Here is a 23,665-nt window from a genome sequence, read left to right on the forward strand (position 1 = left end):
CTTGTCCGGACCCGCGGCGGCCGGCAGGGTTCAGCGGTCGACCTGGGTGAAGTCCCATGAGTGCGGCGGGCGGGCGACCAGCGTCGCGGGCGGGTCGGGCAGCGGCCGAGGGCTGCTGCGCCACTTCGAGATCACCACCACCCGATGGTCGGTCGAGCTGAACACCTCGCTGGACAGGTGCAGCGGGTCGTGCTCGAACTCGGGCAGGGCGGTGTCGCAGACCCAGGTGATCAGGTCGGCGAAGCCGTAGGCCTCCGCCCGCGCCTCCCACATCCGTACGATCACGTCGTCGTTCCCCTCGCCCTCACGTCGAGCCGTCACACGCTCACCGTGGTCAGCGGCAGGGCCGAGTCGGCCGGCAGGTCGAGCCGGCTCGGCGCGACCCCGGCGGCGACCAGGTGGGAGCCGAGCGCGGCCACCATCGCCCCGTTGTCGGTGCACAGTTGCGGCCGGGGCACCCGCACCCGGATGCCCAGCTCGGCCGCCCGGTCCTCCGCGAGCACCCGCAGCCGGGAGTTCGCCGCCACGCCCCCGCCGATCACCAGCGTGTCGATCCCGTGGGCCCGGCAGGCGGCCAGCGCCTTCGTGGTGAGCACGTCGCAGACCGCCTCCTGGAACGACGCGGCCACGTCGGCCACCGGCACCGGCTCGCCGGCCCGCTGCCGGGCCTCCACCCAGCGGGCCACCGCCGTCTTCAAGCCGGAGAACGAGAAGTCGTACCGGTGCGCGGCGAGGTCCTTGGCGGCGGTGAGCCCGCGCGGGAAGCCGATGGCGGCGGCGTCGCCGGCCCGGGCCTCCCGGTCGATGTACGGCCCACCGGGGAACGGCAGGCCGAGCAGCCGGGCCACCTTGTCGAACGCCTCCCCGGCGGCGTCGTCGATCGTCGCCCCGAGCGGAGTCACCCCCCGGGCCAGGTCGTCGACGAGCAGCAGGGACGAGTGCCCGCCGGAGACCAGCAGGGCGATCGCCGGCTCGGGCAGCGGCCCGTGTTCGAGGGTGTCCACGGCGACGTGCGCGGCGAGGTGGTTCACCCCGTAGACGGGCTTCTCGGCCGCCAGCGCGTACCCCTTGGCGGCCGCGACGCCGACCAGCAGCGCGCCGGCCAGCCCCGGGCCGGAGGTTACCGCGATGGCGTCGATGTCGGCGATCGTCACCCCCGCCTCCCGCAGCGCCCGGTCCATGGTCGGCACGATGGCCTCCAGGTGGGCCCGGCTGGCCACCTCGGGCACCACGCCGCCGAACCGGGCGTGCTCCTCGACGCTGGAGGCCAGCGCGTCGGCGAGCAGGGTGTGCCCGCGCACGATGCCGACCCCGGTCTCGTCGCAGGAGGTCTCGATGCCGAGGATCAGCGGTTCGTCAGCCATGTCTCCTCAGTCCTGCTCGCGCCGCATGACCAGCGCGTCGGTGTTGCTCGGTTGGTAGTAGCCACGGCGCACCCCGATCGGCTCGAAGCCGTACGTCGCGTAGAGCCGCTGGGCGGGGGCGTTGTCGGCCGCGACCTCCAGCAGGGTGCTGCGGGCGCCCCGGCGGGCCGCCTCGGCGAGCAGCGCCTCCAGCAGGGCCCGGCCCACGCCGCGCCGCTGGGCTTCCCGGCGGACGGCGATGTTCTGCACCCACGCCTCGTCCGGAGCCGCCACGGCCAACCCGGCGTAGCCGAGCAGGGAGCCGTCGTCGTCGGTGGCGACCAGGTAGAAGTGGCCGTTGGCCAGCTCGCTCCAGAACATCGCCGGCGACCACTGCTCGGCGTCGAACAGGTCCGCCTCGATCGGCAGCACGTCGTCGACGTGCCACCAGCGGAACGGTTCCAGCCGCACCCCGGCGGGGCTCACGGCACTACCTCGGCTCGCGACTGCGGGGCTCGCAAACCCCGCTCACTCCTCGCGCTCACGGCAGGACCGGTTTGCGGGCGGTGGCCGCCACGGCGTCGGGGCGGCGCAGGTACAGCGGGGTCAGCGGATCACCGGGGGCGCCGGAGCGGATCCGCTCGGCCGCCAGCGCGGCCAGCACGATCGGGTCCGGGTAGCGGGGCTCGGCCCGCAGCGGCAGGTCGAACACCTCGGCGTACCGGTGCGCGCCGTCGCCGACAGCGGCGGTGACACCGAGGTCGCGGGCGCGCCGCGCGGCCACCGCCGGGGTGTCCACGTCCGGGCCGGCGATCCGCTGGCCCGCGCCGTCGTACACCGCCCAGTAGACCTCCCGGCGGCGGGCGTCGCTGGCCGCCAGGACCGGCTCGCCGGCCGCCGCCGGGTAACCGATACCGTCGAGCGAGCAGACGCCGTACGCGGGAACGCCGAGCACCTGGGCCATGGTGGCGGCGGTGACCAGCCCCACCCGCAGCCCGGTGAACGGGCCGGGGCCCAGCCCTGCCACGATCGCGGCCAGGTCGGCCGGGCGGGCGCCGACCTCGGCGAGGACCGCGTCGACCTGCGGCGCGAGCAGTTCGCCATGCGCGCGGGCGTCGACGGTGCGGCGCTGCGCCCGTGCCGTCACCCCCTCGGCGGTGACCTCCACCAGCGCCGCGGTCACCGCGGGGGTCGAGGAGTCCAGCACCAGTACGAGCACGAACGCCACCCTAACCGCCCCGCCACTTCCCCCAGCGACCCCCCGCCGCCCCGCCCCTCGCCGGTGATCAAGAGGTTTGCGTCAGCTCCAGGCGCGAACCTGACGCAGATTTCTTGATCGCCGCGGCGGGGCCCAGGACCGGGTGGGGGTGGGGTCGGTCAGTTTGGGGCTCGTAGGACGCGGAGGAAGGGGAAGAGGAGCCAGGGGCGGGGGCCCCGGAGGGCGAGCTTGCCGGCGAGCACCGTGCGGACCCGGCTGACCCGGCCGAACAGCATCAGGTTGAGCGCCGCCGGGTCGAACCGGACCCGGACGTCCGGCGGGGTCCCCGGGGCGGCGACCGTCACCACCCCCCGGTGCAGGACGAGGGTGATGTCGGCGCAGTACGCGGACCGGAACTCGACGGTGATCGGGCGCTCCCGGGGCGGCTCGTCGTTGTCGAGCAGGTGCCCGTAGCCGGCGCGGAGCACGTTGACCAGGAAGACCTCGAAGAAGAGCACGGCCTCCGAGCCGGGCATCTTCCACGGCCGCCCGGTCGCGCGGGCGATGTCCCAGCCGTGCACGAGCAGCTCGTTGACCAGGTGGCCGAAGAGACCGGCGAGGGGCGCGCGGGCGTCACCGAACCAGCTGAGCAGCTCGTCCGGGCGGCGGTCGGCGGTGATCCGGAGGATCTTGTCCACGTCGGCCTGGAACCGCTCCAGCAGCGGCCGGGGCGACCGGTCGGTCAGATGCCGCATGATCAGGTCGTTGACGTCGGCGATGGTGTCCACGGTGACGGTCGGGAGCCGGTCGCCGAGGCCGGGGACCGGCAGCGGCGGGTGGTCGGGGTCGAGTTTGGTCGCGTACCACCAGGCGACCGAGACCAGGTGGACGACGGTGTCCGCCACGGACCAGTGCGCGGTCACCATGGTGTCCGGCCGGTCGACCGTCTCGACCAGCCGGACAAACCGGGCGGTGGCCTGTTCCAGCGCCTCCCTGGCCGTCTGCCACTGCTGGGCGCTGATGGTAGCCGTCGTCGCCATGGGACGCCTCCGATCGCGGAGTCACCGGGTCCCGGGAAGTCTACGGCGGACAGTGATCACCGCGTCACTTCACACGTGCCCTCAATGATGGCGATAGGTCGACCGGCCGAGCCCCGCACGAAGGCTGACGAACGATCCGGTGCGCTGCGGTGCGGTTCAGCCGGCGGACCGCTCCCAGTCGATGGTCGGCAGGCCGGCGTCGGCGAGGGCCTTGTTGGTCGCACTGAACGGACGGCTGCCCAGGAAGCCGCGCGGGTTCATCGGGCTGGGGTGGCCGGCCTCCAGCACCACGTGCTGCGGGTTGGCGACCAGGGCGGCCTTCTTGCGGGCGTACCCGCCCCAGAGCAGGAAGACGACCCGCTGGTCGAGGGCGTCTAGGGCGCGGATCGTGGCGTCGGTGAACTCCTCCCACCCCTTGTTGGCGTGCGAGCCGGGGGTGGCCTGCCGGACGGTCAGCACCGAGTTGAGCAGCAGCACGCCCTGGGCGGCCCAGCCGTCGAGGTTGCCGCCGCGGGGCTTCGCCACACCCAGGTCCTCGCCCAACTCCTTGAAGACGTTGCGCAGCGACGGCGGCACACTCACGCCCTCCCGCACGCTGAAGCTCAGCCCGTGCGCCTGCCCCGCCTTGTGGTACGGGTCCTGCCCCAGGATCAGCACCCGACACTCCTGCGGCCCGCACAGCCGATAGGCGGAGAACAGGTCCTCGACCGGCGGGAACACGGTCTGGGTGGCGTACTCCCCGGCGACGAACTCGGCCAGCGCAGCGGTGCGGGCCGAGTCGAGGTGGGGGGTGAGCACGGCGCGCCACTCGTCGGGCAGCAGCGCGAGCAGGTCGAGGGCGGGGGCGTCGTCGGGCATCGGCAACCTTTCGCAGTCGGTCGGCCCCCTTCCTACCAGCCCCGTCCGACACCCCGACACGGGAGTACGGCCTCCCGTCGCTGCCCATCGACGCGCAGCGGGAGCAGTTTCCCGGAAAGAGTGGCCTCACGACGGCCGATAGCCACTCGTTCCGGGAAACTGCACGATCTCGGGGGGCGGGGTGGGGCGGGCGGGGCGGGGCAGGGTGGGTCAGGGCAGGGTGGCGAGCCGGGTGGGCCAGTCGCCGCCGACCGGGTCGAGCTCGACGGTGCGGGTGTCGTCGTCGCGGCGGTCGATGCGGACCCGCAGGTGGGCGTCGACGAGCTGCTCGACCAGACCCTCCCCCCACTCGACCACGGTGACCGAGTCGTCGACCGAGGCGTCCAGGTCGAGGTCGTCGATCTCCGCGCGCGGATCCGCGGCGTCCCCGAGCCGGTACGCGTCCGCGTGCACCAGCGCCACCGTGCCACCGCGCGCCGGGTCGGGGCGGTGCACCCGGGCGATCACGAAGGTCGGCGAGGTGATGCCGCCCCGTACCCCGAGGCCCGCCCCGATGCCCTGGGTCAGCGCGGTCTTGCCGGCGCCGAGCGGGCCGGTGAGCAGCAGCAGGTCGCCGGCGCGCAGCACCCCGGCCAGCCGCCGGCCGAACGCGTGGGTGTCCTCGACCGTCGACAACGTGACGACGACGCTCACCGCGCCACCCCCGACGGCACGACGGCGCTCACAGCGCTGCCAGGAAGTGTTCCAGGGCAGCGTCGACCTCGTCGGCGTGCTCCAGCATCACCACATGCCCGCTGTCGTGGATCTTGAGAAACTCGGCGTGCGGCAGCCGCCGGACGATCTCCTCCGAGTGCGTCACGGGCGTGATCATGTCCTTGTCGCCGACCACCACCAGCACCGGGGTGCCGCCCAGCGCGGCCAGTGCCGGGAACCGGGAGTGGGTGGCCAGGGTGCGCAGGTAGCGGGTGACCGTGTCGGCGGAGGTGCGCGAGTTCATCTCCTCGACGTACGACACCAGGGTCGGGCTCGGCTTCGGGGTGCCGAAGCCGTACTGGCGGGTGAGCAGCCAGGCGATGTTCGAGGCCGACTTGCGGGCCTTGTCGATGGCCGTGCCGCCGTACCGGGTGGCGTTGTTCATCATGTAGAGCACCGGCGAGCTGACCCGCCCGAGCAGGGCCGGCGCCACCAGCTTCGTCTCGGCCAGCAGCCCGCCGGAGGTGGCCATCAGCACCGTGCCGACCACCCGGTCGCCGAACAGCTCCGGGTACAGCTCGGCGAACGCCATGATGGTCATCCCGCCCATCGAGTGGCCGACCAGCACCAGTGGCCCCTCCGGGGCGGTCCGGTCGATCACCCGGCGCAGGGTGCGGCCGAGCGCGGCGAGGTCGTACTCGCCGGTCTCCAGCCGCCCCGACCGGCCGTGGCCCGGCTGGTCGTACGCGACGATGCGGTGCTCGCCGCGCTCGGTGAGCATCTTGCGTTGGAAGTGGAAGGTGCCCATGTCCAGGCAGAAGCCGTGCACCAGCACCACCGTCGGGTGCCCGGCGACGGGGCGGGTCGGCTCGACCACCTCGACGTGGATGTCGGTGCCGTCGGCCAGTTCCAGCCGGAACGCCTCGTCGTACGGCTGCGCGCCGAAGACCTCGTCGGCGTACGGATCGGTGGGGTCGGTCTTGAGCCGGCGGACCAGGGCGCGTTCACTCACCACGCCCGCCGCGAGCCCGGCGGCGGCCACGCCGACCGCGGCCCCGAGCACGCCGGCGACCCGGCCGGCGGCGGTACGCGGCCGGGGGATGCGGAACCTGGTCACGCCGCCACCCCGGTCACGGCCGCTCGCCGTCGTAGACGCGGGGCACCCGGACCCCGCCGAACCGGGTGACGATCTCGTAGTTGATGGTGCCGACTGCGGCGGCCCAGTCGTCGGCGGTCGGCTCGCCGTCGGTGCCGGGGCCGAACAGGGTCACCACGTCGCCGGCGGCCACCGGGTCGTCGCCGCAGTCGACCACGAACTGGTCCATGCAGATCCGGCCGGAGACGGTCCGCCGCCGGCCGGCGAGCTGCACCGGGCCGGCGTTCGAGGCGTGCCGGGGCACCCCGTCGGCGTAGCCGAGCGGCACCACGGCCAGGTTGGCGTCGGCCTCGGTGAGGTAGGTGTGGCCGTACGACACGCCGCTGCCGGCCGGGACCCGCTTGGTGAGCATGACCCGGGCCCGGGCGGTCATCGCCGGGCGCAGCCCGAACCGCTCGCCGGCCACCGGGGAGAGCCCGTAGATCGCGATCCCCGGCCGGACCAGGTCGAAGTGGGTGTCGGGGCGGGTCAGGGTGGCGGCGGAGTTGGCCAGGTGCCGGTAGCGCGGGCGCAGCCCGGCCCGCTCGACCATGTCCAGCCCCTCGTGGAAGACGGCGAGCTGGCGATCGGTGGTGGGGTGGCCGGGCAGGTCCGCGTACACGAAGTGGCTCCACACGCCGACCACCTCGACCAGGCCCTCGGCCTGGGCCTTCGCGGCGGCCTCCAGCAGCGCCGGCCAGTCGGCGACGGTGGCCCCGCCGCGCGCCAGACCGGTGTCGATCTTCAGGTGCAGCCGGGCCGGGCTGCCGGCCCGCCGACTCGCCTCGATCATCTCGTCGAGCTGAGTCAGGCTCGCGGCGGCCAGGTCCACCCCGACCGCGACGCCCTCGTGCAGCGGCAGGCCCGGGGCGAGCAGCCAGGCCAACACGGGCGCGGTCACGCCGGCCCGGCGCAGGGTCAGCGCCTCGTCCAGGGTGCAGACGCCGAGCCAGTCGGCCCCCGCGTCGAGCGCCGCGCGGGCCGAGGGGAGCATGCCGTGGCCGTACCCGTCGCCCTTGACCACCGCCATCAGCTCGCCGCTGGTCCCGGCCCGCAGCCGGGTCACGTTCTCCCGGATCGCGTCAAGATCAACTCGCACCTCGGACTGCCACATGCCCCCAGCCTACTGACCCCGGTGATCAAACCGGGCCGGAGCCGCACCGGACGGCGCGGCGGGCCCGAGGTCAGGGCAGCCGGGCGACGACCGGGCGGAGGGCGGCGGCCACGTCGGGCGCGGTCACCGGCCCGCCGAGGGCCGCCTCCCGGCCGGCCAGCCCGTGCAGGTACGCCGCCGCGGTGGCCGCCCGCTCCGGGGCCAACCCGGCGGCCAGCAGCGAGCCGAGCAGCCCGGCGAGCACGTCGCCCGTGCCCCCGGTGGCCAACGCGGGGGTCCCGGTCGGGTTGACGTACGCCCGGCCGTCGGGGGTGGCGACGATCGTCCGGTCCCCCTTGAGCAGCACCACCGCGTTCATCGAGGCTGCCAGCCGCAGCGCCGCCGCGGCCCGGTCGGCCCCGGGCTCCTCGCCGCAGAGCCGGCCGAACTCCCGGTCGTGCGGGGTGACCACGAGGGGGGCGTCCGGGCTGCGCCGCCGGTCCGCCATCGACCCGTCGACCAGCAGGGTCAACGCGTCGGCGTCGAGCACCACCGGCACCGGGGCGGCGAGCACCGCGCGCAGCTCGGCCACCGCGTCCTCGCCGGTGCCGAGGCCGGAACCGCAGACCCACGCCTGCACCCGGCCGGCGTCGGCGACCCGCCCGCCGGCGATCACCGAGGGATGCTGGCGCAGCACGTCGTCGCGGGCGCTCCCGGCGTACCGGACCAGGCCCGTCGGCCCGGCGAGCGCGCCACCGACGGAGAGCACCGCCGCCCCCGGGTACGCCGCCGAGCCGGTCGCCAGGCCGACCACGCCCCGGGTGTACTTCTCCGAGGCCGGGCCCAGCTCCGGCCACCACTGCTCGACGTCGGACCACTCGGTGACCCGTAGCGCGGGGGTGCCGCGCAGCCAGGGCCCCAGCCCGATGTCGACCAGCTCGATCTGGCCGGCAAGCGCCACGGCCGGGCCGACCACCAGCGCCGGCTTCAGCGCGCCGAACGCCACCGTCACGTCGGCGCGGACCGCGTTCGGCCGGCCGGAGGCTCCCGCGGGCACGTGACCGGTGTCGACGGCGACCCCGCTCGGCACGTCCACGGCGACCACGGCGGCCCGCACGCCGTCCCGGCCGCGCAGCCCGGGCAGCTCGGCGGCGAGCCGGTCGGCCGCCTCGCGCAGCCCGCCGGTGCCGCCGATCCCGACGATCCCGTCCAGCACCAGGTCCACCTGCGCGGGCGGGCGGTCCACCAGCCGGCCCCCGGCGGCGCGCAGCGCGGCCAGCCCCTCGGCGTGCGCCCGCCCTGGGGTGAGCAGCAGGGCCGAGACGGCGGCACCCCGGCGGGCCAGCCGCTGACCGGCGTACAGGGCGTCGCCGCCGTTGTCACCGGTGCCGACCAGCACCAGCACCCGGGAGCCGTACACCCCGCCCCGGTCGGCGAGCAGCAGCGCGCAGCGGCGGGCCAGCCCCGCGGCGGCCCGCTGCATCAGCGTCCCGGCGGGGAGGGTGGCCATCAGCCCGGCCTCCGCCGCCCGTACGTCCGCGACCCGCCACACCGGTTTCATGCCACCCCGTCCCGTCCGTGTTGGCGAACCGCTCGACCAGGACGACGTCGATGCCGACGGCGGCGATCACCGCCTCACCCTACCGGCGGAGGACGCCGCAGATTAGCTACCGGGTCGGCTGTGGGCAATGCCTGTGGACAACCGGGGGTACGGGCCGACGCCCGTTGTCCACAGGGCGTGCCGGCCCGCGCCGGGGCCACCTAACGTCGTCGCCATCGTCCGTCGCGGTGGCGGCCTCGCCCGCCGCCCTTCGCGGTCGAGGAGTCCCCGTCGCCTGTCGACGGCACCGAGCCGGAGGAGTGCGCCGATGCGCGAGGAGCCGTTCACCGTCCGCCCCGAAGTGCTGCGGGAGGTGGCCCGGGCGCTCGACGCCGACGCGTACCGGCTGGGGCACGGGCTGGCCGGGGTGCCCGGCCTGGTGGTGCGGGCGCCCGGGTGGCGGTCGGCAGCCGCCCTGGCCGCCCTGGAATCGGCGGTCCACGCGTGGTGCGGCGGGCTCGGTGCCCGGGTGGCCGCCGCCGGACATGCGTTGTCCACCGCCGCCGAAGGCTACGAGACGGCCGACGAGCGCGCGGCCCGCCGGCTGACGGTCCTGCCCCGATGAGCGCGTCGGCGGGGCACGGCGGCGCGGTGGGCGGCACCGCCGAGGACGGCGGCTACGCCCGGCTGTGGGCGGCCGACCCGGTCGGCTGGGCGGCGGCCGGGACCGCCTGGCGAGGGCTGACCGGGCTGGTCGACCGGCGGTCGGCCGAGCTGGCCGGGGCTGCCGGAGCGCTGCGCGCCGGGTGGACTGGTGCCGCCGCCGGGGCGGCCGGCGGGCGGATCGCCGCCTTCCGGGCCGACCTGGCCGCCCTCGCGCCGGCGCTGATCGAGACCGACCAGGTGCTGGCCGAACTGGCCGGGCGGCTGCGCCGGGCCAGGGCCGGGCTGGCCGAGGCGGTCGCCCTGGCCGAGGCCGGTGGGGTGCGCATCGACCGGCGGGGGCGGGTGAGTGCGGGCCCTTCGGGTGCCCCGCCGGGCGCGCCCGACCCGCCGGTGGCGCGGGTGGCCGCCGCCGTGACCGCCGCCCTCGCGCTGGCCGACGCGGCCGACCGGGAGACGGCCGGCCGGCTCCACGAGCTGGCCGCGGCGGCCCGGGCGGGCTGGGTCGCCCCGCCCCCACCCTGGCGGCCGACGCCCGGCGCCGCCCCGTCGACCGTCCGGGCCTGGTGGGCCGGGCTCACCCCGGCGCAGCGCCGCTGGCTGGTGGCCCGGGAGCCGGAGCTGGTCGGCCGCCTCGACGGGGTGCCGGCGGCGGCGCGGGACCAGGCGAACCGGTTGCTGGTCGGCCGGTGGCGGGAGGTGCTGCTGGCCGAGCGGCGGCGGCTGCTGGCCCGGTGGCCGCACGGGCCGGTGGAGACTGTCGGGCTGGCCCGGGTGGGGGCGGCCCTGGCCGGCCTGGACGCGCTGACCGCCCGACTGACCGGCGGCGGGCAGCCGCGCGCGTATCTGCTGGGGCTCGACCCGGGCGGCGAGGGCCGGGCGATCGTGGCGCTGGGCGACCCGGACCGGGCCGACCGCGTGCTGACGTACGTCCCGGGAATGACCGCCGGCCTCGCGGACGCCGCCGGGGAACTGGGCCGGGCGGGCCGGGTGCAGGCCCGGTGCGCGACGCTGGACGCGACGGGGGCGACCGCGGCGGTCCTCTGGCTGGACTACGACGCGCCGGACTTCCTGCACGAAGCCGTCCTGCCCGGCCAGGCGCGGGACGCCGGCCCGGCGCTGCACCGGTTCCAGGAGGGCCTGCGGGCCACCCACGACGGCCCGCCGGCCCGGCAGACGGTGCTCGGGCACAGCTACGGCTCGCTGGTCGTGGGCACCGCCGCCCGGGACCACGGTCTCGCCGCCGACGCGCTGGTGTTCGTGGGCTCCCCCGGGGTAGGCGTGGACCGGGCCGACGGGCTGCGCCTGTCCTCGGGCGACGTCTGGGCGAGCACCGCGCCGGACGACGCGATCCGGCTCGCCCCTGCCCCCGACGAGCTGCCCCGCCGCGTGCTGCGCGGGCTCAGCCCGCTGGCGGCGGTGCTGACCGCCCGGGAGGACCACGCGCTGTGGTTCGGGCACGACCCGGCCGACCCGGGCTTCGGCGGTCGCACCTTCCCCAGCGGCCGGTACGGCCACACCGGCTACTGGGACCAGGGCAATCCCGCCCTGGACGGCATGGCCCGCGTCGTCCTGGGCCGGTGACGTGCCGACGGGTGCCCCGGAAGCCGCAGCGGCCCCCTGCCGCCGGCGGGCGGAGGGGGCCGGTTCCGGCGGGCGGCTACTCGACGGTGACGGACTTGGCCAGGTTGCGGGGCTGGTCGACGTCGTGCCCCCGGGCCGCGGCGATCTCCGCCGCGAGCACCTGCAACGGCACGGTGGTCACCAGCGGGGCGAGCAGCGTCGGCGTGCGCGGCACGCGGATCAGGTGGTCGGCGTAGCGCACCACGGCCTCGTCGCCCTCCTCGGCGATCACGATCGTCCGGGCGCCCCGGGCCCGGACCTCCTGGATGTTGGAGACGACCTTGTCGTGCAGCATGCCCCGGCCGACCGGCGACGGCACGATGCAGATCACCGGGGTGCCCTGGTCGATCAGGGCGATCGGGCCGTGCTTGAGCTCTCCGGCGGCGAACCCCTCGGCGTGCATGTACGCCAACTCCTTGAGCTTGAGCGCGCCCTCCAGGGCCACCGGGTAGCCGACGTGCCGGCCGATGAAGAGCACCGTGGGCTCGTTGCGGATCTCCCGGGCCAGCTCGCGCACCGGGTCGATCCGGTCCAGCAGCTCGCGCAGCTTGGCGGGCATCTGGTGGAGCTGGTCCACCACCGCGGCCACCTCGTCGGCGAACTTGATCCCGCGCACCTGGGCCAGGTGCAGCCCGATCAGGTAACAGGCCACGAGCTGGGTGAGGAACGCCTTGGTGGAGGCGACGGCGATCTCCGGCCCGCCGTGGGTGTAGAGGACGGCGTCGGACTCGCGCGGGATGGTCGAGCCGTTGGTGTTGCAGATGGCCAGCACCCGGGCCTTCTGCTCCTTGGCGTGCCGCAGCGCCATCAGGGTGTCCATGGTCTCGCCGGACTGCGAGATCACCACGATCAGCGTGGACCGGTCGAGGACCGGGTCGCGGTAGCGGAACTCGCTGGCGAGTTCCACCTCGCAGGGAATCCGGGTCCAGTGCTCGATGGCGTACTTGGCGACCAGGCCGGAGTGGTAGGCGGTCCCGCAGGCGACGATGAATATCTTGTCCACGTCGCGCAGGTCCTGGTCGCTGAGGCGGACCTCGTCGAGCATGATCTCGCCGCTCCCGGTGAGCCGGCCGAGCAGGGTGTCGGCGACGGCCTGCGGCTGCTCCTCGATCTCCTTGAGCATGAACCAGTCGTAGCCGCCCTTCTCGGCGGCCGAGGAGTCCCAGTCGACATGGAAGTCCTTGCCGCTCGCCGGACGGCCGGCGAAGTCGGTGATCTCGACGGCGTCGGGGGTGATCAGGACGATCTGGTCCTGGCCCAGCTCGATCGCGTCGCGGGTGTGCTCGATGAACGCGGCGACGTCGCTGGCGAGGTAGTTCTCCCCGTCACCCCGGCCCACCACCAGGGGGGAGTTGCGCCGGGCACCGACCACCGCGCCGGGCACGGCGGCATCGACGGCCAGCAGCGTGAACGCCCCTTCGAGTCGCTGGCAGACCGCGCGCATCGCGGCGGCGAGCAGCCCCGGTCCGTCCGGCTCGCCGGCGGCGCGCAGCTCGGCCAGCGCGGCGGAGAGCAGGTGGGCGGCGCACTCGGTGTCGGTGTCGCTGCTGAACTGGACGCCGGCGTCCTCCAGTTCGGTGCGGAGCTTGGCGAAGTTCTCGATGATGCCGTTGTGGATCACGGCGACCCGGCCGTCGGGGGCGACGTGCGGGTGGGCGTTGCGGTCGGTGGGGCCGCCGTGGGTGGCCCAGCGGGTGTGGCCGATGCCGGTGGTGCCGTCGCCGATGCCGATCGGGCTGGCGGCGCAGCCCTCGGGGTCGACGGCGGCGCGCTCGGCCAGCATCTTCTCGAGGTTGGCCAGCTTGCCCGCCTTCTTCTCGGTCAGCAGCTCGCCATCGCACACGATGGCTACGCCGGCCGAGTCGTAGCCGCGGTACTCCAGGCGGCGCAAGCCGTCGAGCACGATACCGAGCGCCGGGCGCGCACCGGCGTAACCCACGATTCCACACATGATCCGCAGCGTAACCCAGTTTCGCTCAACGTGCGTGCTCGGAAGACGGGTAAACAAGCACCGAATTTGAGCGAACTGGTGAGGCTTGGCGGTCGGGGGGACGAACTTCCCCGCCTCTGGGGCCCCCGGTTCCGCCCGGACGGCGCCACCGGCAGGGGGCCCGCCGGGTGCACCGGACGCGTACATTGAGGGCCCCTCGCGGGGGCCGGTCGTGGCAACGGTCCCCGGCGTACCCCGCCCCGCCGCGGCCACGCCCGCGCCCCTTTTCCGGAGCTGTCCGATGTCCGAGGCGTCGTCGATCCCCGAGCCGAGCCACTCCCCCGGCACCGACCCCACCGGCCCCCCGACGCCCGCGCCGGACCAGGCGCCCTCGTCGGCGCCGGGCCTCCCGACCTCGGCGGGCGCCGCGGCGTCCCCGAGCCCGGACGCCGCACCGTGGGCGTCCCTCGACCCGCTCGCCCCACCGCAGGCATGGGCGGCGCCGGAGCCGTGGGCCCCACCGACGGGCGGCCGGGAGCAGTTCGGGTCCGCGGCGAGCGACGCCGGACCCCCGCCCGCCACCACCCCGGGAGCGCCGGCGGCGGACGGGTCTCTGCCCGGCGGGCAGCCCTGGTCAGGGCACGTTCCGTCGGGGTGGCCCCCCGGGCAGCCCGGCTGGCCCGCCGAGGGACACCCCGCGCAGGTCGGCTGGCCCCCGGCCGGCTATCCACCGCCGTTCGCATATCCGGGGCGGCCGCCCACCCGCCCGGGCGGCGGCGACGCCAAGGTGATCGCACTCGTGGTCGGGCTGGTGGTCGTCCTGGTGCTCGGGCTGTGCTGCTGCATCGGCCTGTTCGGGTTCGTCGCCGGCGAACCGGACGACCGGACGACGGCGAGTGACCCCTGGTACGACACGGACGGGACCGAGCCCGCCGACCCGCCCACCTTCCCCGCCGACCCGCCCACCTTCCCCGCCGACCCGTCCAAGAAGCCGGTGACCCGGCCGACCGCCGGCCCGGCGCCAGTGACGGTGGTCTACGAGGTAACCGGGAGCGGCCGGGCCGACGTTGCGTACTTCGACGCCGACAGCGACCTGATCCATGTCGACGGCGCGAAACTGCCCTGGCGGACCACCATCAGGACCAACGGGCAGAGCCGGGTCATGGTGGAGGCCACCCGGCCCTACGACGAGAGCGAACCGCTCACCTGCCGGCTGTCGGTCACCGGGGCCGGCCGGCCGGTGACCGACACGACCACGGCAGTCTGGCGCACCACCTGCTCGACCGGCTGAGGTGGGCGTGGCCGAACCCCGGCCCGTAGGCTGACCCGGGTGACGACGCCCACCGATGTCGACCCGCTGGTTGCCCGGATGCGCCCCTTCGGGACGACGATCTTCGCCGAGATGTCCGCCCTGGCCGTGCGCACCGGCGCGGTCAACCTGGGCCAGGGCTTCCCGGACACCGACGGCCCGCCGGAGATGCTCGCCGCCGCCGCCGATGCGCTGCGCGGCGGGCAGAACCAGTACCCGCCCGGTCCCGGCATCCCCGCGCTGCGCACCGCCGTAGCCGACCACCAGCGCCGGTTCTGGGGCCTGGAGTACGACCCGGACGGCGAGATCGTGATCACCGCCGGGGCGACCGAGGCGATCGCCGCGAGCATCCTCGCCCTCTGCGAGCCGGGCGACGAGGTGGTCTGCTTCGAGCCGTACTACGACTCGTACGCGGCCTCGATCGCCCTCGCCGGGGCGGTGCGGCGGCCGGTGACCCTGCGCCCGGGACCGGACGGCCGGTACGCCTTCGACCCGGACGCCCTGCGCGCCGCGTTCGGGCCCCGGACCCGGCTGGTGCTGCTGAACTCGCCGCACAACCCGACCGGCAAGGTCTTCACCCCCGACGAGCTGGACCTGGTGGCCGCGCTGTGCCGCGAACACGACGTGTACGCGGTGACCGACGAGGTGTACGAGCACCTGGTCTTCGCCGACGCCGCCGCGCCCCACGTGCCGCTGGCCACCCTGCCCGGGATGCGCGAACGCACCCTGCGGATCTCCTCGGCCGGCAAGACGTTCTCCTGCACGGGCTGGAAGGTCGGCTGGGTCAGCGGCCCCGCCCCGCTGGTGTCGGCGGTGCTGCGGGTCAAGCAGTTCCTCACCTTCGTCAACGCCGCCCCGTTGCAGCCGGCGGTGGCGGTGGCCCTCGCCCTGCCGGACGCGTACTTCGCCGACTTCGCGACCGGCATGCGGGCCCGGCGGGACCAACTCGTCGCCGGGCTGACCGACGCAGGCTTCGACGTGCTCACCCCGGAGGGGACGTACTTCGTCACCGCCGACGTCACCGGATTGGGCGGGCGGGACGGGATCGAGTTCTGCCGGTCGCTCCCGGAGCGCTGCGGGGTGGTCGCCGTGCCGACCCAGGTGTTCTACGACGACGCCGAGGCGGGCCGGCGGCTGGTCCGGTTCGCCTTCTGCAAGCGTCCCGAGGTACTCACCGAGGCGGTGGCCCGGCTGCGTGGGATGGGGGTCGCCGGGTGAGCGGCGCCTACGCCGACCGGGTCCGCCGGATGGCGGCCATGCGCGGCTGCGACCGGATTCTCTCCGGCGTCCGGCCGGTGTCGATGGCCGAGCATCTCGACGCCGTACGGGCCACGCTCGCCCCGGACGCCCTGCCCGACTTCTACGGCGAGGGCGGCCCGGTCGAGGCCCTGGAGCTGCGGGTCGCCGAGCTGCTCGGCACGGAGGCTGCCGTCTTCTTCCCCACCGGCACGATGGCCCAGCAGGTCGCCGTCCGGTACGGCGCGGAGCTGACCGGCAGCACCGCCGTCGGCCTGCACCCGCTCAGCCACCTCGTGCTGCACGAGCGGGACGCGTACGCGGTGCTCGGCGGGCTGCGGGCGGTGCGCACCACGACCGCGCCGCGAAACCCGACCGCCGCGGAGGTGGCGGAGCTCGCCGAGCCGATCGGCACCCTGCTGCTGGAGCTGCCGCTGCGCGACGCGGGCTTCGTGCTGCCCACCTGGGACGAGTTGGTCGAGGTGGTCGGCGCGGCCCGGGACGCCGGAGCCCGGGTGCACCTCGACGGCGCCCGGCTGTGGGAGACGACCCCCCACCTGGGGCACCCGCCGGCCACGGTCGCCGCCCTCGCCGACAGCACGTACGTCTCGTTCTACAAGTCCATCGAGGGCATCTCCGGGGCGGCTCTCGCCGGGGACGCCGGGCTGGCGCGGTACGCCCGGGAGTGGCGGCACCGGTACGGGGGCACCCTGTTCCAGCAGTGGCCGGCGGCGGGGGCCGCGCTGGTCGGGCTGGACCGGGAGCTCCCCCGTCTGCCCGGGTACGTGGCACACGCGACAGCGGTGGCCGCCGCCCTGGCCGGGTTGCCCGGCGCCCGGGTGTATCCGACGCCCCCGCACACCCACCAGTTCCGGCTCTGGCTGCCGCACCCGGCGGACCGGCTCAACGCGGCCAACCTCGCCCTCGCCGAGGAGGAGGGGGCGTGGTTCGTCGGCGGCTGGCAGGACACCGAGGTCCCGGACCTGGCGATGGCCGAGGTCACCGTGGCGGCCCCGGCCCTCGACCTCGACGCCGCCCAGGTCGCCGACCTGGGTGGCCGCTTCCTCCGCCGGCTGGCGGCGACCTGACGCCCCACCAGCCGGCCTGACGCCCCCACCGGCCGGGCGCGAGATATTGGGAAGAATGCGGCCTCCGGAGGGGCAATTTCCTTCCAGGTCTCAGCTTGCCGGTACCCAAGGCGCTGTGGCGGACCGGCGGCGCGGCGTCAGCCGGCCGCGCGGGTCGAGGTGGGACCCGACACGGGCGGCGCCGCCCCTGAACCGCTCCCGTCGAGCCCCGGAGGGCTTCCCGCGAGCGTGGCGAGCAGCGCGCCACCGTCGGCGAGCAGCGCCGTCTCGGCGTCGTCGACGAACGCGAGATCGGCCTCGACGTGCCGGCTGGCGGCGGAGAGCAGCAGGGCCACCACCGGGTCGTCGGCCCGGCGGCGGAGCCCGTCGAGGTTGTGCAGCTCGCGCATGAGGTGCCCACGCTGGTTGCCGAGCACCGTCCGCACCGTGTCCGACTCGCCGGAGCGGGCCGCCGCGGTGACCTTGAGGAAGAAGTCGTCCCGGAATCCGCCGCTGCGCGGACTGGGCTCGTTGAGCCATCCCTGCAGCACGGCGCGGCCGTCGGGGCTGATCTCGTAGACCACCCGGTCGGGTTTGACCGGCTGGGCCTGCCGCTCGGCGACGACCAGGCCGTCGCGGGAGAGCCGATCGAGGATCTGGTAGAGGTGCCCGATGTTCAGCGGCCCCCATTGCGGGCCCACCGCCTCCTCGAACGCGCCCTTCAGTTGGTAGCCGTAGCTGGGCCCTCGGGCGAGCAGGGCCAGGACCGCGTGCTGGATCGCCACCGTCTCCTCCGTTCCGTTCCGTTCCGCTCCGCCCGGTCGGTACCGTTCCGGATCCGGCCTTGCATTGTCACAATGTATCCCGCAGAGTGTGCAGCAGCACACGGGGAGGCGCGACATGTTCAACTTCATCTGGAGTCAGCTACGCGGCCGTGCGGGACGGTCGGTGGCACTGTTGGCCGGCGTGCTGGTGGCGACCACCGGCTTCGTCGTCCTGACCGGTGCCACCACCACCTCCCGGCTCGACGTCACCGGCACCGTCGAGCGGGGCACCGACGTCGCCTACGACATCCTGGTCCGCCCGAAGGGCGCGCGCACCCCGCTGGAGGCCGAACGCCGGCTGGTCCAGCCCAACTACCTCTCCGGCCTCTTCGGCGGCATCACCACCGCACAGTACGACCAGGTGAAGGCGGTCGCCGGGGTGGACGTCGCCGCCCCCATCGCCATGCTCGGCTACTCCACCGCCCCGGTGCCGACCCCGCTGGACCTCACCGGGGCGGTGGACCGGTCGCTCGACCGGCAGGTCATCCGCGTCGATCCCCGGTTCGTCGCCGAGCGCGGGCTCTCCGGAGCGCCGGGCCGGGCCCGCTACGTGTACGTCACCACCCACCCGCTGATCTACCCCCGCACCGACGTGCCCCAGGCCAGAGACGCCACTCTGTACACCGACGGGCGCAGCTATCCGTGGGCCCCGTGCGGGGAGGCCGAGCCCCGCGAGGTGCTGCCCGACGGCCGCACCCGGGCCGTCTGCGACCCCCGGTCAGCCCGGGGCAGCCCGGGCGCGTACTCCGAGCGCGAGGAGTGGTCGCTGGTGGCCGTACGGATGCTCCCCGACGGCCGGTTCGAGGCCGGCGGCGGCGTCTTCGCCGACGCGGGGTCGGGCCCCTCGTCCACCTCGGACCGACTGCGGATCGCGGTCAGCCTGACGGTGCCGCTCCTGCTCGCCGCCGTGGACCCGGCCGCCGAGGACCGCCTCGTGGGCCTCGGCGGGACAGTGGTCGACGGGCGGGCGCTGGGCCCGGACGACACGGTGGCCGTCAAGCACATCGACTCGGACGAGATGCTCTCCGTCCCGGTGCTCGCGACCAGCAGCCCCTTCGTCGACGAGGAACTGCGCGCCAGCTTCACCCGGCTGCCCGCGGCCCGCCCGGCCGGCGTCGAACTCGCCGAGTTGGAGCGGGCCCTGCGGCGAGGCCCCGAGCTCCCCGCCGGCGACGCCCGCCACGACGTGTCCGCCAGCTGGCGCACCCGGATCTCCGCGGGCATCTCCCCGCACGGCTGCTGCTTCGGCCAGCTCCAGGCGATGGTCCAGGCCGGGCCCACGCGGTACGACCGGCTGCCCGACGGCACGCTGCAGGTCGGCGCGCTCCCGGCGGCCGATCCGGAGGTGTACGGCGACCAGATCACGTTCAACCCCTACCCGCGTCCCTGGCTGACCGACGACACCGGAGCACGGTCGCTGCGCAAGCTCCCGCTGAAGAAGGGGGATCCACGCAACCTGGTGTTCCGGAGCTGGCGGGCCGTGGGGGTCTTCGACCCGGAGAAACTGACCGGCTTCAGCGACCTCGGGCGGGTGCCGCTGGAGACGTACGAGCCACCGTCGGCGCAGGGCGCGGACGCCCGCAGTCGGGACGCCCTGGGCGGCCGTCCGCTGGAGCCGGGCGGCAACCCGGCCGGCCACCTCTCCGCCCCGCCGCTGCTGCTGACCAGCCTGGCCGCCGTACCGAAGCTGCTGGCCGGTGGCGGCAGTCCGCAGCTCACCGCCCCGATCAGTGCGATCCGGGTCCGGGTCGCCGAGGTGGATGGCTACAACGAGCGCGCCGCCGAACAGGTCCGGCTGGTCGCCGAGCGGATCGCCCAGGTCACCGGGCTCGACGTCGACATCACGCTCGGCTCGTCCCCCGCCCCGCAGGCCGTGGAGCTGCCCGCCGGGTCGTTCGGCCGGCCGGCGCTGCGGCTGACCGAGAACTGGTCGGCCCTCGGGGTCGCCTCGGTGATCACGAAGGCGGTGGACCGCAAGAGCGTCGCGCTCTTCGTGCTGGTGCTGGTCGTCTGCGCGCTCTTCCTCGGCAACGCGGTCACCGCCGCCGTCCGGGACCGCCGGTCCGAGCTGGCGGTGCTCGCCTGCCTGGGCTGGCCGGCCCGGCGGATCGGCGCGCTGATCCTCGGCGAGGTCGGCGCGCTCGGGCTGGCCGCCGGGCTGCTCGCGCTGGGGCTGACGGTCCCGCTCGGGGCCGCGCTCGGCATCGACGTGGGATGGCGGCGGGCGCTGCTGGCCGTACCGGTGGCCCTGCTGCTGGCGCTGGTCGCGGGCCTGACGCCGGCGCTGCGGGCCGCGCGCGCCCACCCGGCCGCCGCGCTGCGACCGCCGGTGGCGACGGCCCGCTGGGTACGCCGGCCACGCACCCTGGCCGGCCTGGCCCTGGCCAACCTGGCCCGCACCCCCGGCCGCACCCTGCTCGGCTCCGGCGCGCTGGCCATCGGGGTGGCCGCGCTGACCCTGGTCGCCGCCGCCGGGTACGCGTTCCGCGGCGCCATCGTCGGCAACCTGCTGGGCGACGCGGTGTCGTTGAGCGTGCGCGACGCGGACAGGTTGGCTGCCGTCGCGACGGTGCTGCTCGGTGCCGCCGCGGTCGCCGACGTGCTCTACCTGAACATCCGGGACCGGGCCGCCGAGCTGGCCACGCTGCGGGCGGTCGGCTGGACCGACGCCGCGCTGACCCGCCTCATCGGGTACGAGGGGTTCCTCCTCGGCGCGCTCGGCGCCCTCGCCGGGGCGGCGCTCGGCCTGGGCGGGGCGGCCTGGCTGGTGGGCGACCTGCCGGCGGCGCTGGTGCTGGTGGCCGCCGTGGTCGCCGCCGCCGGGGTGCTGATCACCTGCGCGGCGGCGCTGGTCCCCGCCGCGCTGCTGCGCCGCCTCCCGACCGCACGACTACTCGCAGAGGAGTGACGATGGACGCGACCACGGGCAGCACCGTCCGGACGGCCGAGCTGCTCCGGCAGTTCCGCGCCGGCACCGAACGACTCACCGCCGTCGACGGGGTGTCGCTGGAGATCGCCGCCGGGTCGGTGGTGGCGCTGACCGGACCGAGTGGCTCCGGCAAGTCGACGCTGCTGCACCTCATCGGGGCGATCGAGCAGGCCGACAGCGGCACCGTGACGGTCGACGACGTGGAGATCACCGGTCTGCGGCGGGCAGCCCTCGCCCGGTACCGACAGCGGGTCGGCTTCGTCTTCCAGCGCTACCACCTGCTGCCGGCGCTGACCGTGCTGGACAACGTGATCGCCCCGGTGCTGCCCCGGCGCGGCCGGTCCGACCAGGTGACCCGCGCCCGGGAACTGCTCGACGCGGTCGGCCTGGCCGGCCGGGAGCGGTCGCTGCCGGCACAGCTCTCCGGCGGCCAGCAGCAGCGGGTCGCCATCGCCCGGGCGTTGATGGGTGAACCCCGGCTGCTGCTCGCCGACGAGCCGACCGGGAACCTCGACTCGACCACCGGCGGGCAGATCCTCGACCTGCTCCTGAACCTGCGCGACCGGCACGGGATGACGATCCTGCTGGCCACCCACGAGCGCGCCATCGCCGCCCGGTGCGACCGGCTGATCCGGCTCGGCGACGGACGGGTCGTCGAGGACGTGGACCTCACCGGCGGCGAGGACCCGGCCGACACCTACGACCGGGTCGCCCGCCTGCGCCTGTGAGGTTCGCCGGCCCCCAAGGGCCGGCTCGGGTCAAACGGTGGGGCTGGCGGTGCGGACCCGCTCGGCGATGCGCTCGGCGACCTCGCGGGCGGTCTGCTCGGTGGCGGCCTCGACCATGACCCGCACCAGGGGCTCGGTGCCCGAGGGGCGCAGCAGCACCCGACCGGTCTCGCCCAGCTCCGCCTCTGCCCGCTCCACCTCGGCCCGGACGGCCGGCGCGGCGGCACCCACCGAACGGTCCCCGACCGGCACGTTGATCAGCACCTGCGGCAGCTTGGTCACCACGGCGGCCAGCTCCGCGAGGGACTTCCCGGTGGCTGCCATCCGGGCCATCAGGTGCAGCCCGGTGAGCACGCCGTCGCCGGTGGTGGCGTAGGCCGGCATGACGATGTGCCCGCTCTGCTCGCCGCCGAGGGCAAGGTCGGAGGCGCGCAGCTCCTCCAGGACGTACCGGTCGCCGACCTTGGTCTCGATCAGCCGGATGCCCTGCGCGGACATGGCCAGCCGCAGGCCGAGGTTGCTCATCACGGTGGCGACCAGGGTGTCGTCGGTGAGCGTGCCGGCGTCCCGCATCGCCAGGGCGATGATCGCCATCACCTGGTCGCCGTCGACCTCGACCCCGTCGGCGGTGACCGCGACGCACCGGTCGGCGTCGCCGTCGTGGGCGATGCCCAGGTGCGCGCCGTGCTCGACCACGGCCTCGCGCAGCCCGTCGATGTGGTTGGAACCGCAGTCGTCGTTGATGTTGAGGCCGTCCGGCTCGGCGTGGATGGCGACGACCTCGGCCCCGGCCTCCCGGTACGCCACGGGCGCGACGTCGGCCGCGGCGCCGTTGGCGCAGTCGACCACGACCTTGAGCCCGTCGAGCCGGTGCGGCACGGTGCCGGCCAGGTGCTGGACGTAGTGGTCGGCGCCGTCGAGCAGGTCGTGCACCCGCCCCACCCCGGCGCCGGTCGGCCGGTCCCACGCGGTGACCGCGTTCGCCTCGACGGCCGCCTCGATCCGCTCCTCGATCTCGTCGGGCAGCTTGTGCCCGCCGGCGGCGAACAGCTTGATGCCGTTGTCCGGCATCGGGTTGTGCGACGCCGACAGCATCACGCCCAGGTCGGCCTTGACCTCGGCGGTGAGGAACGCCACGGCCGGGGTGGGCAGCACGCCGACCCGGACCACGTTGGCGCCGGCACTGGTGAGCCCGGCCACCACGGCGGCCTCCAACATCTCGCCGCTGGCCCGGGTGTCCCGGCCGACCACCGCCAACGGCGGATGGCTCCGGTCCGTCTCGGCGAGTGTGTGGGCCGCGGCGACCGCCACCGCGAGCGCCAGCTCGGGAGTGAGATCCGCGTTCGCCCGCCCGCGTATGCCGTCCGTGCCGAACAACCGGCCCATACCCGCCAACCTCCGAGGAAATGGTGCACAACAGGAAAGCGAAACGGCCGGGCCGCCTCCCGTCGGGGGGAGGCGGACCCGGCCGTCCGTCAGAAGTACAACGTGCCGCTGAAGATCAGCGCTTCGAGTACTGCGGAGCCTTACGGGCCTTCTTGAGGCCGTACTTCTTGCTCTCCTTGACCCGGGCGTCACGGGTCAGGAAGCCGGCCTTCTTCAGGGCCGGGCGGTCCTCCGGCTCGTTGATGATCAGCGCCCGGGCGATGGCGAGCCGCAGCGCACCGGCCTGGCCGGTGGTGCCGCCGCCGCGCAGGTTGGCGATGACGTCGAACGCCTCGGGCTTCTCTGCGGTGACCAGCGGGTCCTTGATGAGCTGCTGGTGCACCTTGCTCGGGAAGTAGGCCTCGAGGTCGCGGCCGTTGCAGGTGATCTTGCCGCTGCCCGGGACGATGCGCACCCGGACGATGGCCTCCTTGCGGCGGCCGACGGTCTGGATCGGCCGGTCGCCACGAGGCGCGCGGGCGACGGGCGCCGGCGCCTCGGTGGCCTCGGGGGCGACCTCGGTCTCGGTGATGTCGGTCATGCTGCTTCCTTCGCCCGCGCTCACTGCGCGATCTGCTTGATCTCGAACGGCGCCGGCTGCTGCGCGCCGTGCGGGTGCTCGGCACCGGCGTAGACCTTCAGCTTCTTGATCAGCTGACGGCCGAGCTTGTTGTGCGGGAGCATCCCCTTCACGGCCAGCTCGACGGCCCGCTCGGGACGCTTGCTGAGCAGCTCCTCGTAGCCGACCTGCTTCAGACCACCCGGGTAACCGGAGTGGCGGTAGGCAACCTTGGTCTGACGCTTGTTGCCGGTCAGCGCGACCTTGCCCGCGTTCACGACGACGACGAAGTCGCCCGTGTCGACGTGCGGCGCGAAAGTCGGCTTGTGCTTACCACGCAGAAGCGTGGCGGCATGGGTCGCCAGGCGGCCCAGCACGACATCAGAGGCGTCGATGACGTGCCACTGACGCTCGATCTCACCCGGCTTCGGGCTGTACGTACGCACAGGTCTACCTTGTCTCGTCGTCGGTC

The 23,665-nt window shown here is 75.0% G+C and carries 22 protein-coding genes; 7 read left to right on the forward strand and 15 right to left on the reverse strand.

Annotated features, from left to right (window positions below; genetic code table 11):
• Positions 1-30: 30 nt before the first annotated feature.
• The 10 genes from ABT023_RS05115 to ABT023_RS05160 form a co-directional block, all read right to left on the reverse strand.
• Positions 31-285 (reverse strand): hypothetical protein, encoded by a 255-nt coding sequence (locus tag ABT023_RS05115; RefSeq protein ID WP_117665155.1) that lies wholly within the window; start codon positions 283-285, stop codon positions 31-33.
• 32 nt (positions 286-317) lie between these two features.
• The gene (gene tsaD / locus ABT023_RS05120; protein ID WP_350881864.1) at positions 318-1,364 is read right to left on the reverse strand and encodes a tRNA (adenosine(37)-N6)-threonylcarbamoyltransferase complex transferase subunit TsaD; all 1,047 of its coding nucleotides are present in this window, start codon (positions 1,362-1,364) and stop codon (positions 318-320) included.
• Positions 1,365-1,370: 6 nt separating this feature from the next.
• The gene (gene rimI, locus ABT023_RS05125; RefSeq protein ID WP_350882112.1) at positions 1,371-1,814 is read right to left on the reverse strand and encodes a ribosomal protein S18-alanine N-acetyltransferase; all 444 of its coding nucleotides are present in this window, start codon (positions 1,812-1,814) and stop codon (positions 1,371-1,373) included.
• A 70-nt stretch (positions 1,815-1,884) separates the two neighbouring features.
• Entirely contained in the window at positions 1,885-2,562 is a 678-nt protein-coding gene (gene tsaB / locus ABT023_RS05130) for a tRNA (adenosine(37)-N6)-threonylcarbamoyltransferase complex dimerization subunit type 1 TsaB (protein ID WP_350881866.1), read from the reverse strand.
• Positions 2,563-2,720: 158 nt separating this feature from the next.
• Positions 2,721-3,581, reverse strand: coding sequence for a maleylpyruvate isomerase family mycothiol-dependent enzyme (locus tag ABT023_RS05135; protein ID WP_350881868.1), 861 nt, complete (start codon positions 3,579-3,581; stop codon positions 2,721-2,723).
• Between the two features lie 156 nt (positions 3,582-3,737).
• Positions 3,738-4,439, reverse strand: coding sequence for a uracil-DNA glycosylase (ung, locus tag ABT023_RS05140; RefSeq protein ID WP_350881870.1), 702 nt, complete (start codon positions 4,437-4,439; stop codon positions 3,738-3,740).
• Positions 4,440-4,649: 210 nt separating this feature from the next.
• Positions 4,650-5,132 (reverse strand): tRNA (adenosine(37)-N6)-threonylcarbamoyltransferase complex ATPase subunit type 1 TsaE, encoded by a 483-nt coding sequence (tsaE, locus tag ABT023_RS05145; RefSeq protein ID WP_350881872.1) that lies wholly within the window; start codon positions 5,130-5,132, stop codon positions 4,650-4,652.
• Positions 5,133-5,160: 28 nt separating this feature from the next.
• Complete coding sequence (locus ABT023_RS05150; protein WP_350881874.1) at positions 5,161-6,249, reverse strand: alpha/beta fold hydrolase; 1,089 nt, start codon at positions 6,247-6,249, stop codon at positions 5,161-5,163.
• A 13-nt stretch (positions 6,250-6,262) separates the two neighbouring features.
• Positions 6,263-7,381, reverse strand: coding sequence for an alanine racemase (gene alr / locus ABT023_RS05155; protein ID WP_350881876.1), 1,119 nt, complete (start codon positions 7,379-7,381; stop codon positions 6,263-6,265).
• 70 nt (positions 7,382-7,451) lie between these two features.
• Entirely contained in the window at positions 7,452-8,921 is a 1,470-nt protein-coding gene (locus tag ABT023_RS05160; protein WP_350881878.1) for an NAD(P)H-hydrate dehydratase, read from the reverse strand.
• 307 nt (positions 8,922-9,228) lie between these two features.
• Between ABT023_RS05160 and ABT023_RS05165 the strand changes: the two genes are divergently transcribed.
• Complete coding sequence (locus tag ABT023_RS05165) at positions 9,229-9,525, forward strand: type VII secretion target (protein ID WP_350881880.1); 297 nt, start codon at positions 9,229-9,231, stop codon at positions 9,523-9,525.
• Positions 9,522-11,147 (forward strand): alpha/beta hydrolase, encoded by a 1,626-nt coding sequence (locus ABT023_RS05170; RefSeq protein ID WP_350881882.1) that lies wholly within the window; start codon positions 9,522-9,524, stop codon positions 11,145-11,147. The genes ABT023_RS05165 and ABT023_RS05170 overlap by 4 nt, the downstream gene beginning before the upstream one ends.
• Positions 11,148-11,223: 76 nt before the next feature.
• Here the strand turns inward: ABT023_RS05170 and glmS are convergent, their stop codons facing one another.
• Positions 11,224-13,137: a glutamine--fructose-6-phosphate transaminase (isomerizing) gene (gene glmS / locus ABT023_RS05175; RefSeq protein WP_350881884.1), complete on the reverse strand. Its 1,914-nt coding sequence runs from the start codon at positions 13,135-13,137 to the stop codon at positions 11,224-11,226.
• Positions 13,138-13,417: 280 nt separating this feature from the next.
• Here glmS and ABT023_RS05180 point away from each other — a divergent pair, with 280 nt between their 5' ends.
• Genes ABT023_RS05180 through ABT023_RS05190 form a run of 3 tightly spaced genes read left to right on the forward strand, consistent with a single transcriptional unit; the run spans position 13,418 to position 16,749 of the window.
• Positions 13,418-14,407: an MmpS family transport accessory protein gene (locus tag ABT023_RS05180; RefSeq protein ID WP_350881886.1), complete on the forward strand. Its 990-nt coding sequence runs from the start codon at positions 13,418-13,420 to the stop codon at positions 14,405-14,407.
• A gap of 39 nt (positions 14,408-14,446) precedes the next feature.
• A complete protein-coding gene (locus tag ABT023_RS05185; RefSeq protein WP_350881889.1) occupies positions 14,447-15,643 on the forward strand; it encodes a pyridoxal phosphate-dependent aminotransferase in 1,197 nt (398 codons plus the stop codon).
• Positions 15,640-16,749 (forward strand): threonine aldolase family protein, encoded by a 1,110-nt coding sequence (locus tag ABT023_RS05190; protein ID WP_350881891.1) that lies wholly within the window; start codon positions 15,640-15,642, stop codon positions 16,747-16,749. Before ABT023_RS05185 ends, ABT023_RS05190 begins: the two co-directional genes overlap by 4 nt.
• A 137-nt stretch (positions 16,750-16,886) precedes the next feature.
• Here the strand turns inward: ABT023_RS05190 and ABT023_RS05195 are convergent, their stop codons facing one another.
• A complete protein-coding gene (locus ABT023_RS05195) occupies positions 16,887-17,513 on the reverse strand; it encodes a helix-turn-helix transcriptional regulator (protein WP_350881893.1) in 627 nt (208 codons plus the stop codon).
• A gap of 115 nt (positions 17,514-17,628) precedes the next feature.
• On the opposite strand from ABT023_RS05195, the gene ABT023_RS05200 reads away from it, so the two are divergent.
• Both ABT023_RS05200 and ABT023_RS05205 read left to right on the forward strand, forming a co-directional pair.
• Complete coding sequence (locus ABT023_RS05200; protein ID WP_350881895.1) at positions 17,629-20,460, forward strand: FtsX-like permease family protein; 2,832 nt, start codon at positions 17,629-17,631, stop codon at positions 20,458-20,460.
• A 2-nt stretch (positions 20,461-20,462) separates the two neighbouring features.
• A complete protein-coding gene (locus ABT023_RS05205) occupies positions 20,463-21,209 on the forward strand; it encodes an ABC transporter ATP-binding protein (protein WP_350881897.1) in 747 nt (248 codons plus the stop codon).
• Positions 21,210-21,239: 30 nt separating this feature from the next.
• Here ABT023_RS05205 and glmM read toward each other — a convergent pair whose 3' ends face one another.
• The 3 genes from glmM to rplM all read right to left on the reverse strand — a co-directional run bounded on the left by glmM (position 21,240) and on the right by rplM (position 23,639).
• On the reverse strand, positions 21,240-22,595 hold the full coding sequence (gene glmM / locus ABT023_RS05210) for a phosphoglucosamine mutase (protein ID WP_350881899.1): 1,356 nt from the start codon (positions 22,593-22,595) through the stop codon (positions 21,240-21,242).
• Between the two features lie 115 nt (positions 22,596-22,710).
• Positions 22,711-23,175: a 30S ribosomal protein S9 gene (gene rpsI / locus ABT023_RS05215; protein ID WP_350881901.1), complete on the reverse strand. Its 465-nt coding sequence runs from the start codon at positions 23,173-23,175 to the stop codon at positions 22,711-22,713.
• A 20-nt stretch (positions 23,176-23,195) separates the two neighbouring features.
• Positions 23,196-23,639 carry a 50S ribosomal protein L13 gene (gene rplM / locus ABT023_RS05220; protein WP_350881903.1) on the reverse strand — a complete coding sequence of 148 codons (444 nt, stop codon included), beginning with the start codon at positions 23,637-23,639 and terminating at the stop codon, positions 23,196-23,198.
• Positions 23,640-23,665 lie beyond the last annotated feature (26 nt).

Origin of the sequence: Micromonospora sp. NPDC002296, assembly GCF_040296145.1 — a bacterium.
Lineage (GTDB): Bacteria > Actinomycetota > Actinomycetes > Mycobacteriales > Micromonosporaceae > Micromonospora.

What these genes read in the sequence shown, in the direction of transcription:
- tsaD (WP_350881864.1), bottom strand. Translation starts at nt 1,364, where the DNA reads ATGGCTGACGAACCGCTGATCCTCGGCATCGAGACCTCCTGCGACGAG.
- ABT023_RS05135 (WP_350881868.1), bottom strand. Translation starts at nt 3,581, where the DNA reads ATGGCGACGACGGCTACCATCAGCGCCCAGCAGTGGCAGACGGCCAGG.
- ung (WP_350881870.1), bottom strand. Translation starts at nt 4,439, where the DNA reads ATGCCCGACGACGCCCCCGCCCTCGACCTGCTCGCGCTGCTGCCCGAC.
- alr (WP_350881876.1), bottom strand. Translation starts at nt 7,381, where the DNA reads ATGTGGCAGTCCGAGGTGCGAGTTGATCTTGACGCGATCCGGGAGAAC.
- ABT023_RS05160 (WP_350881878.1), bottom strand. Translation starts at nt 8,921, where the DNA reads ATGAAACCGGTGTGGCGGGTCGCGGACGTACGGGCGGCGGAGGCCGGG.
- ABT023_RS05165 (WP_350881880.1), top strand. Translation starts at nt 9,229, where the DNA reads ATGCGCGAGGAGCCGTTCACCGTCCGCCCCGAAGTGCTGCGGGAGGTG.
- ABT023_RS05170 (WP_350881882.1), top strand. Translation starts at nt 9,522, where the DNA reads ATGAGCGCGTCGGCGGGGCACGGCGGCGCGGTGGGCGGCACCGCCGAG.
- glmS (WP_350881884.1), bottom strand. Translation starts at nt 13,137, where the DNA reads ATGTGTGGAATCGTGGGTTACGCCGGTGCGCGCCCGGCGCTCGGTATC.
- ABT023_RS05180 (WP_350881886.1), top strand. Translation starts at nt 13,418, where the DNA reads ATGTCCGAGGCGTCGTCGATCCCCGAGCCGAGCCACTCCCCCGGCACC.
- ABT023_RS05200 (WP_350881895.1), top strand. Translation starts at nt 17,629, where the DNA reads ATGTTCAACTTCATCTGGAGTCAGCTACGCGGCCGTGCGGGACGGTCG.
- ABT023_RS05205 (WP_350881897.1), top strand. Translation starts at nt 20,463, where the DNA reads ATGGACGCGACCACGGGCAGCACCGTCCGGACGGCCGAGCTGCTCCGG.
- glmM (WP_350881899.1), bottom strand. Translation starts at nt 22,595, where the DNA reads ATGGGCCGGTTGTTCGGCACGGACGGCATACGCGGGCGGGCGAACGCG.
- rpsI (WP_350881901.1), bottom strand. Translation starts at nt 23,175, where the DNA reads ATGACCGACATCACCGAGACCGAGGTCGCCCCCGAGGCCACCGAGGCG.